General features: G+C 60.1%; 17 protein-coding genes and 1 tRNA gene. 4 read left to right on the top strand and 14 right to left on the bottom strand.

The features are described from left to right. Window positions 1–86 precede the first annotated feature (86 nt). Complete coding sequence (locus GKR99_19430) at window positions 87–1,322, top strand: PqqD family peptide modification chaperone (GenBank protein ID NKB29606.1); 1,236 nt, start codon at window positions 87–89, stop codon at window positions 1,320–1,322. Window positions 1,323–1,350: 28 nt separating this feature from the next. Here the strand turns inward: GKR99_19430 and GKR99_19435 are convergent, their stop codons facing one another. Continuing rightward, complete coding sequence (locus GKR99_19435; GenBank protein NKB29607.1) at window positions 1,351–1,656, bottom strand: hypothetical protein; 306 nt, start codon at window positions 1,654–1,656, stop codon at window positions 1,351–1,353. 116 nt (window positions 1,657–1,772) lie between these two features. On the opposite strand from GKR99_19435, the gene GKR99_19440 reads away from it, so the two are divergent. From GKR99_19440 to GKR99_19450, 3 genes are all read left to right on the top strand, one after another. Then, entirely contained in the window at window positions 1,773–3,143 is a 1,371-nt protein-coding gene (locus tag GKR99_19440; GenBank protein ID NKB29608.1) for a transposase, read from the top strand. Window positions 3,144–3,330: 187 nt separating this feature from the next. Continuing rightward, a complete protein-coding gene (locus tag GKR99_19445; GenBank protein NKB29609.1) occupies window positions 3,331–4,008 on the top strand; it encodes a response regulator in 678 nt (225 codons plus the stop codon). Next, window positions 3,993–5,321 carry a hypothetical protein gene (locus GKR99_19450; protein ID NKB29610.1) on the top strand — a complete coding sequence of 443 codons (1,329 nt, stop codon included), beginning with the start codon at window positions 3,993–3,995 and terminating at the stop codon, window positions 5,319–5,321. Before GKR99_19445 ends, GKR99_19450 begins: the two co-directional genes overlap by 16 nt. Before the next feature lie 181 nt (window positions 5,322–5,502). On the opposite strand, the gene GKR99_19455 is transcribed toward GKR99_19450, so the two are convergent. The 13 genes from GKR99_19455 to GKR99_19515 form a co-directional block, all read right to left on the bottom strand. Continuing rightward, window positions 5,503–5,579 (bottom strand) — tRNA-Arg (locus tag GKR99_19455). A gap of 323 nt (window positions 5,580–5,902) precedes the next feature. Further along, on the bottom strand, window positions 5,903–7,120 hold the full coding sequence (gene sufS / locus GKR99_19460) for a SufS family cysteine desulfurase (GenBank protein NKB29611.1): 1,218 nt from the start codon (window positions 7,118–7,120) through the stop codon (window positions 5,903–5,905). Beyond that, entirely contained in the window at window positions 7,120–7,704 is a 585-nt protein-coding gene (locus tag GKR99_19465; GenBank protein NKB29612.1) for a YIP1 family protein, read from the bottom strand. Before GKR99_19465 ends, sufS begins: the two co-directional genes overlap by 1 nt. After that, on the bottom strand, window positions 7,701–8,201 hold the full coding sequence (locus GKR99_19470) for a YIP1 family protein (protein ID NKB29613.1): 501 nt from the start codon (window positions 8,199–8,201) through the stop codon (window positions 7,701–7,703). Before GKR99_19470 ends, GKR99_19465 begins: the two co-directional genes overlap by 4 nt. 4 nt (window positions 8,202–8,205) lie before the next feature. Next, the gene (gene sufD / locus GKR99_19475) at window positions 8,206–9,468 is read right to left on the bottom strand and encodes a Fe-S cluster assembly protein SufD (GenBank protein NKB29614.1); all 1,263 of its coding nucleotides are present in this window, start codon (window positions 9,466–9,468) and stop codon (window positions 8,206–8,208) included. Beyond that, window positions 9,468–10,223 carry a Fe-S cluster assembly ATPase SufC gene (gene sufC, locus GKR99_19480; protein ID NKB29615.1) on the bottom strand — a complete coding sequence of 252 codons (756 nt, stop codon included), beginning with the start codon at window positions 10,221–10,223 and terminating at the stop codon, window positions 9,468–9,470. Before sufC ends, sufD begins: the two co-directional genes overlap by 1 nt. Before the next feature lie 55 nt (window positions 10,224–10,278). Next, window positions 10,279–11,130 (bottom strand): FkbM family methyltransferase, encoded by an 852-nt coding sequence (locus GKR99_19485; GenBank protein ID NKB29616.1) that lies wholly within the window; start codon window positions 11,128–11,130, stop codon window positions 10,279–10,281. Window positions 11,131–11,190: 60 nt separating this feature from the next. Next, window positions 11,191–11,676, bottom strand: coding sequence for a hypothetical protein (locus tag GKR99_19490; protein ID NKB29617.1), 486 nt, complete (start codon window positions 11,674–11,676; stop codon window positions 11,191–11,193). Window positions 11,677–11,775: 99 nt separating this feature from the next. Further along, window positions 11,776–12,270: a hypothetical protein gene (locus GKR99_19495; protein ID NKB29618.1), complete on the bottom strand. Its 495-nt coding sequence runs from the start codon at window positions 12,268–12,270 to the stop codon at window positions 11,776–11,778. Between the two features lie 179 nt (window positions 12,271–12,449). Further along, a complete protein-coding gene (locus GKR99_19500) occupies window positions 12,450–13,019 on the bottom strand; it encodes a hypothetical protein (protein NKB29619.1) in 570 nt (189 codons plus the stop codon). A 141-nt stretch (window positions 13,020–13,160) separates the two neighbouring features. Next, window positions 13,161–14,681, bottom strand: a complete 1,521-nt coding sequence (sufB, locus tag GKR99_19505) for a Fe-S cluster assembly protein SufB (protein ID NKB29620.1) — start codon at window positions 14,679–14,681, stop codon at window positions 13,161–13,163. A gap of 10 nt (window positions 14,682–14,691) precedes the next feature. Continuing rightward, entirely contained in the window at window positions 14,692–15,762 is a 1,071-nt protein-coding gene (locus GKR99_19510; protein NKB29621.1) for an aminotransferase class V-fold PLP-dependent enzyme, read from the bottom strand. Window positions 15,763–15,879: 117 nt separating this feature from the next. Further along, window positions 15,880–16,335, bottom strand: a complete 456-nt coding sequence (locus GKR99_19515; GenBank protein NKB29622.1) for an Rrf2 family transcriptional regulator — start codon at window positions 16,333–16,335, stop codon at window positions 15,880–15,882. Window positions 16,336–16,340: the final 5 nt, after the last annotated feature.

The raw sequence follows: 16,340 nt of genomic DNA on the forward strand, positions 1-16,340 counted from the left end.
ACCTTGGTCTGGCGGGTGGTCGTACGTATAGTGTGGCGCGAAATGCCGACAGATCCCTGTCGGAAGATCGTGATCGGGTTGGCCAAGTGTCAGAACTGCTTGAATTTGCGGAATTGAACGCGCCGTTGAAACTCGACGGTGGGTCCGAACTATTGCCGCTGATCGGGCAGGTGCTGGCGCAATGGCCGCATGCACCCGCCCGTGACCCAGCCGCATCGAAACCGCCGTTCATGACGATCACCGGGGACCGCACCGGCACCTATGCCTGCCAAAGCGCCGACAGTCCGACTCCAACCCGATGGAATGCGCTTAACGCCGTCTGCGACCTGATTGCCGAGCTGAGCTGGGAGCAGATCCGAAGCCATCCAGTGCGGCTTTGCATCCATTGTGCCGCTGTCGAAATCCATGGCCGCCTGGTGATCTTCCCCAATCGCCGACGCGCCGGAAAAAGTCAGTTGGCGGCAGTGCTGGCCCATCGTGGCCACAGAGTGTTCACCGACGATTTCCTGCCCGTCGATGCCGCGCATTCCGGCCACATCGAAGGTGTTGCGAATGGCATTCTACCCCGCATCCGCCTACCGCAACCTGACGAGATGTCGCCAGAATTCACGCAATGGGTGAAGCGGAATCCCGGCCCCAGCAATTCGCAATACAAATACCTTGAAACCGAACCCCTCGCACCGCGCAGCACACGTCTTCCGATCGGCGCGATCGTGCTGCTGGACCGCCAAGCAGACAACGCAACCGCGCTGAACCCGATCGACGCAGCCACCGCATTGACCGAGGTTGTCAGCCAGAACTTTGCCCGCAGCACCCACGCCGGAAGGATCCTCAGACTGGCCAGCGCTGTGACCGACGCGGCGGAATTGTATCAGCTTAGCTATGCAAATGCCGAACAGGCGGCTGATCTACTGGAACGCAGCCTGACATGTTGGAGGCACGATCCCCCGGTTGCCATCGACGCGGCAGCGTCAACGCCACCTGACGCCGATCTGGAACGCCTGGCCACGCCCGCCCCCCCATTTCAGGCCCACCTGCCCTATGTGCAGGCCCGCGAAACGACCTGCGTGACAGTCGGGGAAGCGACCTATCTGGCCGATGCCGATGGGTTGGGCGTCCACCGGCTGAACCCAACATCCGGCGCGATCTGGCATCTTCTGGAAGAACCGACAGACCTGGCCGAGGTCACGACCCTTCTGTCCCGGGCGTTTCCGGACGTGCCCGAACAACAGATCGCGACGGACTGCCGCGCCACGCTCAGCGATTTCGCCGCGAACCGTTTGATCGTCGCCTGCGATCTGGCCAATGTGGCGGCGCAATGATGAAATCCGCATCACCCATATCCAGACGTCAGGCGCTGGCGCGCCTGGGACTGGCGGCAGGGGCCGCATATGTCGCCCCGGCCATGACTGGCCTCAGCCGCGCACAGGCCTCATCCGGTTCCTCCGGGTCGTCGGCTGCGTCACCGGCTTCGCCAGCGTCACAGGCCAGCACGACTTCGCAACCCTCGCAGCCTTCGGGCGCCGAGGATGATGGCTGCCAGCTTGGCACCGTACCCGAACATGCCACGATCAGCCGGTCGGACATGCGCGATGCCCAGCGCGCAATCTCCCAAGGCAGGGCCTTGCCCCTGCGCGAGGTCGTCAACCAGGTCAAGAAACGCCACCCCGGCCGTCTGATCAATGTCGGCTTCTCGGAGATACTGTTGAAAAAGTCCGTTGATTGGCCGCGCACGCTCTGATTCACTTGTTTTGAGGGTGGAGGGTTCGGCGATGATGGGTCCAAGGCAAGTTGCGCAAGGCGCGCTGTTCTATGAGTTCTCGATCGAGAGTTTTGTGCCGAAGGATCATCCCGTCCGGGGAATTGATCGCTTCCTTGATCTGACAGGTGTGCGCCCCTTGCTCGCTTCATACTACAGTGCCAATGGCCGCCCTTCGATTGATCCTGAACTGATGATCCGCATGCTGTTGTTGGGCTATTGTCAGGGCATCCGTTCCGAGCGACGGCTTTGCGAAGAGGTTCATGTCAATCTGGCGTATCGTTGGTTTTGTAAGCTTGATTTGGCTGATCCAGTGCCCGACCATTCGACATTCTCTAAGAACCGGCATGGCCGTTTCCGCGAGAGCGGTTTGTTCCGACATTTGTTCGAGGTCGTTTTGCAGCGCTGCATGGATGAGGGGCTGGTTGGCGGCCACAGCTTTGGTGTTGATGCCAGTCTGATCCCCGCGAATGCAAACCAGACGCGCGGCGTTGAAAGCAAAGACGGACTGCCAGCAGATCTGACGTCCCGTGCCGTCGACGAATATCTCGAGACGCTGGATGATGTGGCCTTCGGTGCTGCGACCAAGGTCGTCCCCAAATACATCTCACCGGCTGATCCAGCAGCGCGTTGGACTGGGGCTGACGGGGGAGCCGCCTACTTTGCCTATTCCACTAACTATATGGTCGATTTGGATAATGCAGTCATCGTGGACGTCGAGCCGACGGCTCCGATCCGGCCTGCAGAGGCGCGGGCAGCAAGGGAGATGATCGATCGTGTACATGAGCGGTTTGGCATCAAACCTGACAAGCTTGTGGGTGATACGGGTTACGGATCAGCCGAGATGTTGGGCTGGCTTGTGGACGAACGTCAAATCGAACCCCACATTCCGGTCTGGGATAAGTCAAAACGAACTGACGGCACATTCTCACGCGAAGACTTTGTCTACGACCCGGCGACCGACAGCTATACTTGCCCGACCGGCAAAGCCTTGCAAACATATCGGCGGAACTTCTCAAAACCGCGAAAGCCCAATGGCAGCAAAGACGGGTTCATCAGATACCGAGCCTCAAAGCACGATTGCGACGCATGCCCTCTGAAGTCGCAATGCTGTCCGAAGGACGACGGCAGACGCCTTATGCGGTCCGTTCACGAAGCCGCCCGAGACGTCGCTCGCGATATCCGAAAAACAGATGCCTACATGACGTCGTTCATCCAAAGGCGGAAGGTTGAAATGCTCTTTGCCCACCTGAAACGATACATCGGCGTGCAGATGATGCGGCTTCGAGGACCCAAAGGCGCAACCGAACAGTTCCAACTCGCAGCAACAGCTCAAAACCTCCGGAAACTGGCGAAGTTGGTGCCAGCAACAGTGCCAACGTGAAAGAAAACGGCGCGCGGCCGCCTCTCGCTCAACAACGCGCCGACCAAAACATCGACTTCTTCAACAGTATCCGGACAAAGGCGCAAAACCGCTGTACCGGTTGAAAATGGTCTCGACCGGCGGTGCGGTGCAGACGATCTCGGTACATGCCGGTACGGGCCGGATCGCCAGCGTGAATGGTTGCTAGATGCGGATTCTGATCGTCGAGGATGAACAAAAGATCTCCGATCTGCTGTCGGATGTACTGGTCGCTGAAGGCTTCGTTGCCGAAGTTGCGCACGACGGCCACGAAGGCTGGGTCATGGGCGGGACCGAGTTCTATTCGGCCGCCATACTGGACATCAGCCTGCCCAGGCTCGACGGGATCAGCGTTCTGCGCAAATGGCGCGAAGAGAATGTGAACATGCCGGTCCTGCTGCTCAGCGCGAAAAGCTGCTGGAATGAACGTGTTGATGGGATCGACGCGGGCGCCGACGATTATCTGACCAAACCCTTTTATATGGAGGAATTGCTGGCGCGCCTGCGCGCCCTGCTGCGGCGCAACTCGGCCCAGAAATCAACCGTTCTGGTTGCCGGTGAGTTCAAGCTGGACCTGCGACAGATGCGCGCCACGATCTCGGACCGCCCGGTGAAACTGACCCCGCTGGAATACCGGTTGCTGAACTACCTGATGCATAATCGCGGCCTCACCCTCTCGCGCGAGAAACTGGCCGAGGTGATCTATTTTCGCGATCAGGAACCCGACAGCAACGCAGTCGAGGTGCTGGTGGGCCGCTTGCGGCGCAAACTGGGCATCGACCTGATCGAGACGAAGCGCGGCTTTGGCTATTCCATACCCGAGGACCTCAGTTGTTCCGATCTCTGAACGCGCGGCTGCTGTTCTTTTCGGCGCTGTCCACGGCATTGGCGCTGGTGGCGACGGCGGTTATCCTGAAACTGCTGTTTCAGGGCTATTTTCAGGCCCGGATCGAAGCCGAGCTTGAGGTCTTTCTGGCCCAGTTGACCGACCATACCTCGTTAAGCTCAACCGGGGAGATCCTTGTCGCGCCCCTGTCTGATCCGCGCTTTGAAGAACCGCTCAGCGGGTACTACTGGCAATTGAACACCCAAGGGCAACCGACCGTGCTGTCGCCATCCTCCTGGTCGGGACCGATCCGGATCGACCAGCCAACGACGCCCGGGATCATCGAATTCCAGACCGGAGACACCACGCAAGGTGATCGCGTTCTGGCCGCCAGTTGGATCGTCACCTTTGATGACGCAGGGCAAGACCGCGCCGTCAACGCTTTGGTCGCGATTGACCAGTCGCAGATCGACGCCTCAGTTTCTGGTTTCACCTCGGGCCTGATCGCCGCAATGGCCATCCTGGGCGGCCTGCTTCTGATCGCCAACTGGGCGCAGATCCAGCTGGGCCTACGCCCCCTGGAACAGGTCCGCCGCGAGGTTGCAGCCGTCGCCGATTCCCGTCGCGAGCGGATTTCAAGCGACCACCCGCAGGAACTGCTGCCGCTTGTCGGGGGCATGAACGATATGCTTGAGTCACAGGAACAGAACCTCGAACGCGCCCGTGCGCGTGCCGGTGATCTAGCGCATGGGCTGAAGACTCCGCTGACCATCCTGCAGGGCGTTTCGCATGAACTTGGCAAGATGCAGCGCGACGACATCGCGGCCGAGGTCGACACACAGATCGACACAATGCGCCATTTTGTCGAGCGTGAGCTTGCAAAGGCCCGCGACGAAACCTCGGGCGCGACATGGTGCGATCCCGCGCCGGTTGTCGACAGGCTGGTCAACTCCCTAAAGCACCGCATCAACGCCGAGGCGATTTCCTGGCAGGTCGATATCGGCCAGTCCGCGCTGTGCCCGTTCGACGAATACGCCCTTGTCGAAGTCCTTGGCAATCTGATCGACAATGCGATCAAGTGGTCGAAAGATCAGATCATTATTGAAATTGACGGGTCGCGCGCCGCGGGTTTCATCCGCGTTCTGGACAATGGGCCGGGCATTCATGACACAAACCTGTCTGCCGCCCGACAACGTGGCGTGCGGCTAAGCGAACAGGCCGACGGTCACGGCCTTGGACTGGCCATTGTCGAGGATATGGCCAACCAGCGGGGCGCGGTCCTGAACCTGCGCAACAGGGACAAGGGCGGCCTGGCCGTAGAAATCACCTGGTGAGTGCGTCGGGTTATCCGCGCGTGCCGGTCAATGTGCCCGTGAATGCCTTGTTGGAAGATGATCGCGCCCATGCCATGGCGAACAGCCCGTGACACTTTCGCGAAAAGAAACAGAAAACGAGCCGGGAATTCTAGAAACACGGACGCAAAAGATGAATGAAAACAGTGCTGAAATATCTGATTGGCGGACCGTAGAGGATTCGAACCTCTGGCCTCTGCCTTCGGAGGGCAGCGCTCTATCCAGCTGAGCTAACGGTCCACTTGGTGGTCTATATATTTGCCAACCAGACACCGCAACGCTAAAGGCACAGCGCGGCAGTCATGCGCCCAAATCATGCCCCACACCCAAGAACGACAGAACTGGCGCACGCCTGATCAGTGTCATCGACATGGCGCCTAGGTTCAGTCGATCAAGGCGGATCGCATTTAGAGCTTTTGCACGCCGAAACAGCAGACAGATTGCCCGTCTGAACGATAAGCGGCTTTGAATCGGCTTTCTTCATTCTACGACCTCCCCTGTGCGGAATTGATCTGTCCAGACATCACACCTGCAAATCAATACCGACGTTCATCAGTCGCGGATTATGCCAGCAACTCGTGACATAATTCCAACGCGTCGATCAGCACGTCCACCTCGGCTTTGGTGTTGTACAGCCCAAAGGACGCCCGCGCCGTTGCAGTCACCCCCAGATGCTGCATCAGCGGTTGCGCGCAATGGTGCCCGGCCCGCACTGCGACGCCGCGCTTGTCCAGGATCGTCGAAATGTCATGCGCATGCGCCGCGCCGTCCAGCGTGAAGCTGAAGATCGCCGCTTTGCCCGGCGCGTTGCCCTGCACGTTCAACCAGTTGAGGCCATGCAGTCGGTCGTTGGCATAGGTGCGCAATGCGGCCTCATGCGCGGCGACATTCTCCATCCCCAGCGCGGTCATGTAATCCAGTGCCGCGCCCAGCCCGAACTGCTGGACGATACCGGGGGTTCCAGCCTCAAACTTCATCGGCGGATCATTCCATGTCACGGTATAGCGGTGCACCTCGCGGATCATGTCCCCTCCGCCCATGAAGGGGCGCATTTCGGCCATCCGCTCGGACCGGATGAAGATCGCGCCGGACCCGGACGGACCATAGAGTTTGTGTCCGGTGATCGCGTAGAAATCGCAGCCGATGTCCGACACATCCACGGGCATATGCACCGCTGCCTGCGATCCATCAACCAGCACCGGAACGCCCAGGTCATGCGCCGCCGCTGTGATCGCTTTCACGTCCACCACGGTGCCCAAAACGTTGGACAGATGCGTCACCGCGACCAGTCTGGTTTTCGGCCCGATCGCGTCAATCACCGCCTGCGGATCAAGCGACCCGTCAGCGGCGGTCTCGACCCATTTCAGCACCACGCCCTGGCGTTCACGTAGGAAATGCCAGGGGACAATATTGGCGTGATGCTCCATGACGGACAACACAATCTCGTCGCCGGCCTCCAGCCGCGGCATCGCCCAGCCATAGGCGACCGTGTTGATCCCCTCGGTCGTGCCGGTGTTCATCACGATCTGGTTTTCGGTGGTCCCAAGGAACGCGGCGATTTTGCCACGCACGGCTTCATAATTCTCGGTCGCGATGTTCGATAGCGTGTGCAAACCCCGGTGAACGTTGGAGTATTCTTCCGAATAGGCCCGCGTCACCGCGTCAATCACCACTTGCGGTTTCTGCGCCGAGGCCCCGTTGTCCAGGTACACCAGCGGGCGGTTATTCACCTTCCGCGACAGGATCGGGAAATCGCGGCGCACCACGTCAACGTCATACATCAGGTCATGTCCACGATATTGAAGCCGATTATCGCCAGCAGAATCGAAAAGCCGAATGCCAGCCCGATCGCCGACACGACGATCATCAGGAACACTTTGCCGAGCGAGCGGAAGCCATGCAGCGCAGCCACGAAATGCGTCAGCAGAAACAGGAACAGCACCACGCTGACCACCGCCACCAGACTGGCCATCGCGGTCGAGATCACAAGCAATACCGTCTGAACCACCTGCAGACACAGCAGAATATACTGAAGCCAGATCAGCAGCAGCAGCGCCTCATCAAATCGCCCGGTGCCACCAAAGGCGCGCCCGATCCAGAACACTGCAATCGCCGTGATCATCAGCGAGGCGAACTGAAGAAGCCCAAGTGTCATCGGGTCGAACAGCAATTCGACGTCCGATGATGTGGGAACCAGAAATTCGTTCACGTGACCAAAGATGATCGTCAGAACGATCACCAATGCCAGTGCAGGCGCGAGGGCGGCGCGCGGAATGCCCATCGCCAACAGCGTTTCTGCGGACTCGCGCGGGGTGCGCAGGGTTTGCGCCGCCATTCCAAGCAATGTGGGCAGATCGAACTTCATGGCGCTGCCACCCGGCGCGGCCATTCCGCCTCGGCCAGGCCTGACAGCCAGATCCAAAGGAACGCCGCGAAGGCGAGGAAGCCAACGATGTTCAAGGCTGCTCCGGGGCCGATTAACCCGGCAACCAACCCGTTCAGCAACCACGCCGGGGCCGACGCCACAAGCGCCCAGAACAGCGCCAGCCGCGCGCCGTAATACCCGCCCTGCCCGCCCAGGCTGCGCGCGATCAGATGGCTGACGGCGGCAATTCCATAGCATGCCAGCGGCATGATCACGCCCCAGGCCATCAGCGCCCCGCCAAGGCGTGCTTCCAGCGGAACAGCCTCGTCCAATGCAGCCGCGCGCGCCAGAACCGGCCACTGCGCGACGAACACAAGCCCGCAGCCCAGCATCAGCAGCATCAGCGCGCGATCCTCGCGCTGCCCCTCGGTCAATCGGGCGTGGATCACTGCGCGGGGCTGCGCATAGCTGCGGGTTATGTCGGCGACGATGCTCATCGCCTCAACGCCGCCGTTCCAGCCAGCCGGTCAGGCGGGTGATAAGCTCATCTGCGATGTCTTCAGCATCAACCTCGTCAATCGCTTCGGCCAGAAACGCCAGCACCAGCAGATCCTGCGCCTCGACCGTCGGCACACCGCGCGAGCGCAGGTAAAACAGCGCCTCTTCATCAATCGCACCGGTGGTCGACCCGTGGCTGCACAGCACATCGTCGGCGTAAATCTCCAGCTCGGGCTTGGCGAGGAATTGCGCGTCGTCGTCCAGCAACAACGCCTGAGACAGCTGGAACCCATCTGTCTTCTGCGCGTCCTTTTTCACAAGGATCTTGCCCTGAAACACCCCCGTCGCGCCGTTCCTCAGCACCTTCTTGAACACCTGGCGGCTTTCACAGCGCAGCGCGTCATGGGTGATGAACACGGTGTCGTCGTGGTGAAAATCACCGTCCCCAACCGCCGCGCCCGCTACATGGGCCACCGAGTCGTCGCCTGTCAGTTCAATCACAACCTCGTTGCGGGTCAGCACACCGTTCATTGTCAGCGTAAAGGATTTGAAGACGGATGCGCCGCCAAGTCGCGCGAACATATGCGTCGCCGCGCGCCGTTCATGGTCGCGCCCCTGCGCGCGAACATGGTGGAATTCCGCCCCGTCGGCCACGTCGATTTCCATGACCTTGTTGAACCGCGCCGCCGCCGGGCCGTTTTCCAGCAAAGTCAGCGAGGCGCCGCTTTCGACGCGAACCACATGGTGCAGTACCGCATCCGAACGCTCATCCGCGTGGCGGTATATCAGCGAAATCGGGCGCTTCGGCGTCTTCGTCACCCGGATCAGCACACCATCTGCCGCAGTGGCAGTGTTCAGGGCCGCCAGCGGTCGCGCGACCGGAACCTGACCGCTCGCCTCTAACACGCCGAAGATGCCTTTGGCCCAATGGATGTCTGCATTTGCCTGGGCCAGGCGTTCAACCTCGACCCCTTCCAGCGTCAGGTCATCGCTGGCGGCGGCATCAAAAACACCATCGACAAAGACGATCCGCAGCCTATCGATGCCGTCGAAGAACGGCGATTCATCGGTTTTGAACAGGGCCGCAGATGGCGCATTGGGCACCGTCAGGCTGGCCGGGTCGGTGTATTTCCAATACTCGTCCCGCCGCCCCGGCAAACCTGTCGCTGCCAGCCGCGCCGCCGCATCGTCACGCGCCGACTGCGCCCATGCGGGCCCGTCGGCGGGCGTGATGGCCGCGCCCGTTCTTTGCTCAGCAGCGCCCATCAGGCCACCTCAGCCAGGATGTCGGCATAGCCGTTGTTTTCGACCTCCAGCGCCAGATCCGGCCCGCCGGTTTTCACAATCCGCCCATCGGCCATTATGTGAACAACGTCCGGTTTGATGTGATCCAGAAGCCGCTGATAATGTGTGATCACAAGGAATGACCGCCCCGCATCGCGCAGTGCATTCACGCCCTCACTGACCAGCTTCATCGCGTCAACATCCAGGCCCGAATCCGTCTCGTCCAGCACACACATGCGCGGTTCAAGCATCGCCATCTGCAGGATTTCATTACGCTTTTTTTCACCACCCGAGAACCCGACATTCACCGGGCGCTTCAGCATGTCCGGGTCGATCTTCAGCGTCTTGGCCTTGTCGCTGATCGCTTTGAGGAAATCTGCCGCGCTCATCTCATCCTCGCCACGCGCTTTGCGCTGCGCATTCACCGCAGTGCGCAGGAAGGTCATGTTGCCCACACCGGGAATTTCGATCGGGTATTGGAACGCCAGAAACAGACCGGCGGCGGCGCGTTCCTCAGGCTCCATTTCAAGCAGGTCACAACCTTCCAGCGTCGCGGATCCATCCGTTACCTCGTACCCGTTGCGCCCTGCCAGAACATAGGACAGCGTCGACTTCCCGGACCCGTTCGGCCCCATGATCGCATGCACTTCCCCGGCACCGACACTCAGGTCGACACCTTTCAGGATGGCTTTGTCTTCCTCTTCAAGGCCGACGTGGAGGTTTGTTATGTTCAGCATTCAGTGCTCCGGAAAATATGTCGTTGTCATTCTACCACCATCGTGGCGATCTATCTCAGTCTGTTACGGGTTTCGGCTTTTTGCGCTGCGCCCGGGCGGTGGCGAATTTTTTCGCAACTTCGGGCGGGCATACGCTGGCCAGCGTCGCATGGCCCAGCGCTGGTGTGGTTCTTTCATGCGGAACGATCATGAAGTTCTCATTCGAACGATACCTCTTGAAACGTTCGGTGACGACATAGGTATTTTCGGCGACCCAGGTATCAAATTCCGCACGGTTCGTGTTGTCGACCTCAACAAATATCGATGGGCGATGCGTTGCGACTGTCTGGGCAAACCCCTTCAGAACGTCAATCTCCATCCCCTCAACATCAATCTTCATCAGGTCGATGGGCCGTCCGCCCAGCATGTCGTCACCGGTGCGAACCGACAGGTCGCCGCCGCCACTTTCGACCCGCCCGCCGCCGATGTTTTTCTCAATGAACGCCATCGAATTTCCGTCGCTGCGCGCCGCACCGACCGCATAGCCCAGGCAGGAAAAATCAACCCGATCCTCCAGGCCGTTCAGAAACAGGTTCGCAAGCAGAACTTCGCAGGCAACCGGATTGGGCTTAAAAACATGGGCCCGCGAAGCGCCCATGATCTTCACCGCATAGACCGTGTGATTGCCGACATTGGATCCCACGTCACAGAAAACCTGGCCGGGTTGAAAATTCCGCCTCAGAATCTCCAGCTCTTCCGGCTCATAAAACTGGCCCGAAAAATGAGTGCGCTGAATGACATCGCGCAGCGAATTCACCGCAAAGGCAACACGCTGGTTCTGATACGCGAAGGATGAGATTCGCATCGCCTCGGATGCAAGGCGACCTTGGTCAGCGGCCAGCGCCATTGCTTCTTTGAGGTCAAACATGGCGCATCCCAACCCGGAAGGCCGCACCACAGCACCCAGCGTCTTGGAGGCTCGTGTCGCTTAGCTTTCGATGATCGCGTCGCGGATCATGTCTGCCGGATAGTTGTCGCGCAGGGCGTCCGGGGCGATATCCAGCAGCGCCTCTTCGGCCAGAATCGCGCCCAGGAAGCCGATGAACACGATTGATCTGCGCAATCCGCGGTTCAGATCCAGCACCAGCATCAGCACGATCATCAGGATTAGGGCCAGTGCCAGTTCGATGCCCATGAAGACGACCGGCGGGTCCAAAACCAACGGGTAATAACCATCGGGCGCAAACAGCTTCATTGCCGCAATGCGCGCGCCCAGAATTGCGCCGATCCCGGCAGCCAGCCCAACCGGAGAGACCAAAAGATCCACCAGAACGGCGCGCACCCACGATTCTTGCGGTTGCGGCGCATCGTCTGCACCGGCCGGAGGCCGGGTGACGGTTTTCGGCGCCCCGCTGTGAATACGCGAAAGGCGCTCGTGAAACACCTGATCGTGTGCTTTGTTTGCTTTGATCATCGCCAGCACCTTGTGACGCAGGAAGCGGGGCGGCTGCCCCTCCGGCGCACCGGAGATCAGCCGTCCAGAGGCCGGACAGGCCCGCGCAGATCCGTGCATTTAGCCGCCCAGTATCTGCGCCCGCAGCGTCTGGTAGGGGTAATGACCTTCGTATTCGGCCTGAATCTTGCCGATATAGGCGGGTTCGAACCAGAACGCGGCCGCCAGCCCCCCGATCAGCGCGATGCGGCGAATGCCCTTGTTCATACCGATCAGCAGGGCGATGCCCATCGCCAGGGCAACGCCCAGGACAACCTCGATCAGGGGCAGCCATTTCTGCGTCCCTGGCGACAATGGGTACATCCCCCCTGCCGCCAGCAGCTTGAATCCGATGACGCGACCCGCCAGCAATCCGGCGAACCCAAGGACGAATGCAATCGGGCTGAGCGCGACTTCCTTGAGCATCCACAGCAACTCGGCGCGTTCTTTCGCGCCCCGGCGCAACTGCGCTCCACCGCGCTTCTCCGGCATCGCCCCGAAAATCTCTTTGGGTGCCGATTGGTTGCGCAAAAGTTTTTTGCGATAACTCGTATGCGAACGCGCAATGCCTGCCATATCCGTGGTCCTTAGCTGCTTCCTTAAGGGAAACTAGCTTTCGACTGCGGCAGGAATTGGGCTGCAAATGGGAAACAATCGGGGCTAAGGCCATCTTTGGACCTTATCTTCAACCGGCAGCCCGACCGGGCGAAAATAACCGCGCCGAATTGTAGAAAAAACGTCGGAAAGCCCGGGCGTTAGCCGCCGTTCTGCATCACGACCTTGCGCAACCCGTCGCCCGAACGCCCCGCGCCGGAACCGCCGCCCTGCCCGCCATCCTGACTGAGCGGGACCGAAAAGCCCGCGAATATCGCCGTCTTCGGGTCCGTGACGATCAGAACTTCTTCTACCCAATCGTCCGAATACACCTTGCTGAACACGCCCGGTGCGAAATGAACCGCGTTGTGCATCAGCGCAACCATGGCCAATACACCGACCGTTTGCGCCGTTTTGTAATGCTGCGCCTGAATGCGAAAGATCATTTTCAGGAACAATCCCGCCGCCGAGGCCATGACAACATCCATGATCAACAACGATTCCGCCCCCTCGCCGCCGATACCGCCCGCGCCCATGTGAAACCGCAGATAGCGCGCCAGAAGCACTGAAAGCGCCCCGATGGCGGCGGCACCAATGAAACTCAGCGGATAGGCCATGTTGGCCGCATAGTTCTGCTTGATTTCGGTCCGCTCCGGGGTTCCGCGCTGCTGCGAAATCCGCGCGATACGATCCTGGAAGGCGTCCCGCTGGTGCTGATCGGTCGAATGCATCTTTCTGCCTATTGCCCGTCGACTGGCAACTATTTGGTAACCATTTTGGACGGGCATAAGACGCATACACGCCAAAATTGTGACGAATTGCGGTTAAACAACCGCGGTCACATGTCGTTAATCGCAAAGCCGAAACCATCCTCAGCCAACCGATCCTTCAAGCGAGATTGCCACAAGCTGCTGCGCTTCCATGGCAAATTCCATCGGCAGCGCTTGCAGAACCTCCTTACAGAACCCGTTCACGACCAGGGCCACGGCCTCCTCTTCGTCCATGCCGCGCTGACGGCAATAGAACAGCTGATCCTCGTCAACCTTACTGGTCGTCGCCTCATGCTCGACCCGTGAGGAGTTATTCTTCACTTCGATATATGGCACCGTATGCGCACCGCAGTCGCCGCCGATCAGCAGGCTGTCACATTGCGTATAATTCCTGCTGTCCTTGGCTTTGGGGTGCATGCTGACCAGCCCGCGATAGGTATTCTGCGCCTTGCCCGCCGATATCCCCTTGGACACAATGCGGGATTTCGTACCTCTGCCCAGATGCACCATCTTGGTGCCGGTGTCGGCCTGCTGGTAGTTATTGGTGATGGCGATGGAATAGAATTCGCCCTGGCTGTCATTGCCCCGCAAGATGCAGGACGGGTATTTCCACGTCACCGCCGAGCCGGTTTCCACCTGCGTCCACATCACCTTCGAGCGGTCGCCCCGGCAATCCGCCCGCTTGGTGACAAAGTTGAAAATCCCGCCAACACCGTTTTCATCGCCCGGGAACCAGTTCTGGACGGTCGAATACTTGATCTCGGCATCTTCCAACGCCACCAGCTCCACCACAGCGGCGTGCAACTGCGTGGTGTCGCGCTGCGGTGCGGTGCAGCCCTCCAAATAGCTGACATAGCTGCCTTTATCGGCAATGATCAGCGTGCGTTCAAACTGCCCGGTATTCTCCGCATTGATCCGGAAATAGGTGCTGAGTTCCATCGGGCAACGCACCCCCGGCGGCACATAGACAAACGAGCCATCGGAAAACACCGCCGAATTCAGCGTCGCGAAGTAATTGTCCGTCACCGGCACGACCGAGCCGAGATATTTTTTAATCAGCTCCGGATGCTCCCGGATCGCCTCAGAAATCGAGCAAAATATCACGCCGGCCTTCTTCAACTCTGCCTGAAAGGTGGTGCCCACAGACACGGAATCAAACACCGCATCCACGGCAACCTTGCGCCCCTCGGCAGGCGCATCCTCGGCCCCTTCGACCCCGGCAAGGATCATCTGCTCTTTCAGCGGAATACCAAGTTTCGCGTATGTTTCCAGCAGCTTGGGATCAACCTCGTCCAGCGACTTCGGCTTCACGTCCATGCTTTTCGGTTTGGCGTAGTAATACTGATCCTGGTAATCAATCGCCGGATAATGGACCATCGCCCATTCAGGCTCGTCCATCTTTTCCCAACGCTCGAACGCACCCAAACGCCATTCGGTCATCCATTCAGGCTCTTCGTTCTTGGACGAGATCAGCCGCACGATATCAGGGTTCACGCCCTTTGGCGCATACTCCATCTCAATCTCGGTTTCCCAGCCATGCTTGTACTTGCCCGACAGCGATTGCACCGCCTCAACCGTTTCGCGGTCCACACCTTCACGTACGTCACTATCCAAAACCGTCATTTCATTCCTTTCAGGCGGCCCGCGCCCGCATCCGTTCATGTGCGGCCAGCCAGGCATCGGCGAACCGCTCAATATCCTCATCCGTCGTGGTGGCCCCCATCGACACCCGCACCGCGCAACTGGCCAGCGCGTCGTCCAAACCCATCGCGCCCAGCACCCGGCTGGCCCTGACCTTGCCGCTGGAACAGGCCGACCCGGCGCTGATCGCGAACCCGGCCAGATCCATCTGCATCACCTGCGTTTCGCCCTTCCAGCCCGGCGTTGCAAAACAGCTGGTGTTGGGAAGGCGCTCCGACTCATTCCCGACAAAAATAGTCTGTTTTGATCCAGCCGCCAATGCGCTTTCCAGAAAATCGCGACGTTCAGCCACTTTTTCCCAGGTCCCATCGGCCAATTCGGCCACCGCAGCCTCTGCCGCCGCGCCGAACCCGGCGATCCCGACGATATTTTCGGTGCCCGAGCGTCGCCCAAGCTCCTGCCCGCCACCGCGCAGCAGCGGGTCAAATTCCTTACCCGACCCCGCAATCAGCGCCCCAACACCTTTCGGCCCGCCGAGTTTATGGGCCGACAGGATCGCGAAATCCGCCTCGGACCAGTTAAACGCAAATGGCACTCGGCCCACGGCTTGCGTGATGTCCTGCACCAGCCAATCGGCAAATCGGTCCCCAAACGCAAATCGCCCGTCTACCCGGGCCGGGGGCTGCGTCACCACGCCCGTCTCACCGTTCGCCAGCCCCATCGCCAGCACATGGCCCTGATCCGCCGCGCCATCAAAATCCGCATGCGCCCACAGACACTCATGCCCGGTATCCTGAACAAACACCGCGTGACCCGCTGGCAAGCCTTCCAAAATCGCTGCCGCCTCGGTCGCGCCCGAGGTAAAGACCACCTCGGACACATCGCAACCCACCGCCGCCGCCACCTGCGCGCGCGCCTTTTCGACCACGGCTTTCGCAGCGCGCCCCTCGCCATGCACCGACGACGGGTTGCCAACGACATCCATCGCCGCAACCATCGCCGCCTTCGCCTCAGCGCGCAGCGGCGCGGTGGCGTTCCAGTCAAGATACACCCGCTCAACCATGACGCAGCCCTGGCATCATCATTGACCCTAAAATATCCCCGCCGGAGGCATTCGGCGCGCAGCGCCGCTCTTTTGAAAAGAAATCGCGCCGCAGGCGCGGCACTTTCACAAACCCGATCATCCCTCGTCCACCACTTCAAACAGGGTGGACACTGCCGGACAGGGCGACAGCTCATTCTCGATCACGTCCGATAACCGGGTCTGGTGCAGGAACACATAGACATGCGCGCTCAACCCCTCCCACAGGCGGTTGGTCAGCGATTGCGCCTTGGTCCCCGACAAAGCACCCGACGCCCCCGCCCCGGTATGCATGGCGCTGACAGTCTCATCCACGGCGGCAAGGACGTCGACCACCCGAATGGCATCCGGGGACTTCGCCAGCCTATACCCGCCGCCCGGCCCGCGCACCGAATCCACCAGCCCGGCCCGGCGCAGCTTGACGAACAGCTGTTCCAGATACGGCAACGAGATATCCTGGCGCCTGGACAATTCTGTCAAAGACACCAGCTTGCCCGCCGTCGCCAGATCGGCCAACGCGACCATCGCATATCGCCCCTTGGTGCTTAGTTTCATGGCAA

It is taken from the genome of Paracoccaceae bacterium (assembly GCA_012103375.1).
Classification (GTDB): Bacteria; Pseudomonadota; Alphaproteobacteria; order Rhodobacterales; family Rhodobacteraceae; genus WLWX01.

What these genes read in the sequence shown, in the direction of transcription:
- GKR99_19440 (NKB29608.1), top strand. Translation starts at nt 1,773, where the DNA reads ATGATGGGTCCAAGGCAAGTTGCGCAAGGCGCGCTGTTCTATGAGTTC.
- GKR99_19445 (NKB29609.1), top strand. Translation starts at nt 3,331, where the DNA reads ATGCGGATTCTGATCGTCGAGGATGAACAAAAGATCTCCGATCTGCTG.
- sufS (NKB29611.1), bottom strand. Translation starts at nt 7,120, where the DNA reads ATGTATGACGTTGACGTGGTGCGCCGCGATTTCCCGATCCTGTCGCGG.
- GKR99_19465 (NKB29612.1), bottom strand. Translation starts at nt 7,704, where the DNA reads ATGAAGTTCGATCTGCCCACATTGCTTGGAATGGCGGCGCAAACCCTG.
- GKR99_19470 (NKB29613.1), bottom strand. Translation starts at nt 8,201, where the DNA reads ATGAGCATCGTCGCCGACATAACCCGCAGCTATGCGCAGCCCCGCGCA.
- sufD (NKB29614.1), bottom strand. Translation starts at nt 9,468, where the DNA reads ATGGGCGCTGCTGAGCAAAGAACGGGCGCGGCCATCACGCCCGCCGAC.
- sufC (NKB29615.1), bottom strand. Translation starts at nt 10,223, where the DNA reads ATGCTGAACATAACAAACCTCCACGTCGGCCTTGAAGAGGAAGACAAA.
- GKR99_19485 (NKB29616.1), bottom strand. Translation starts at nt 11,130, where the DNA reads ATGTTTGACCTCAAAGAAGCAATGGCGCTGGCCGCTGACCAAGGTCGC.
- GKR99_19490 (NKB29617.1), bottom strand. Translation starts at nt 11,676, where the DNA reads ATGATCAAAGCAAACAAAGCACACGATCAGGTGTTTCACGAGCGCCTT.
- GKR99_19495 (NKB29618.1), bottom strand. Translation starts at nt 12,270, where the DNA reads ATGGCAGGCATTGCGCGTTCGCATACGAGTTATCGCAAAAAACTTTTG.
- GKR99_19500 (NKB29619.1), bottom strand. Translation starts at nt 13,019, where the DNA reads ATGCATTCGACCGATCAGCACCAGCGGGACGCCTTCCAGGATCGTATC.
- sufB (NKB29620.1), bottom strand. Translation starts at nt 14,681, where the DNA reads ATGACGGTTTTGGATAGTGACGTACGTGAAGGTGTGGACCGCGAAACG.
- GKR99_19510 (NKB29621.1), bottom strand. Translation starts at nt 15,762, where the DNA reads ATGGTTGAGCGGGTGTATCTTGACTGGAACGCCACCGCGCCGCTGCGC.
- GKR99_19515 (NKB29622.1), bottom strand. Translation starts at nt 16,335, where the DNA reads ATGAAACTAAGCACCAAGGGGCGATATGCGATGGTCGCGTTGGCCGAT.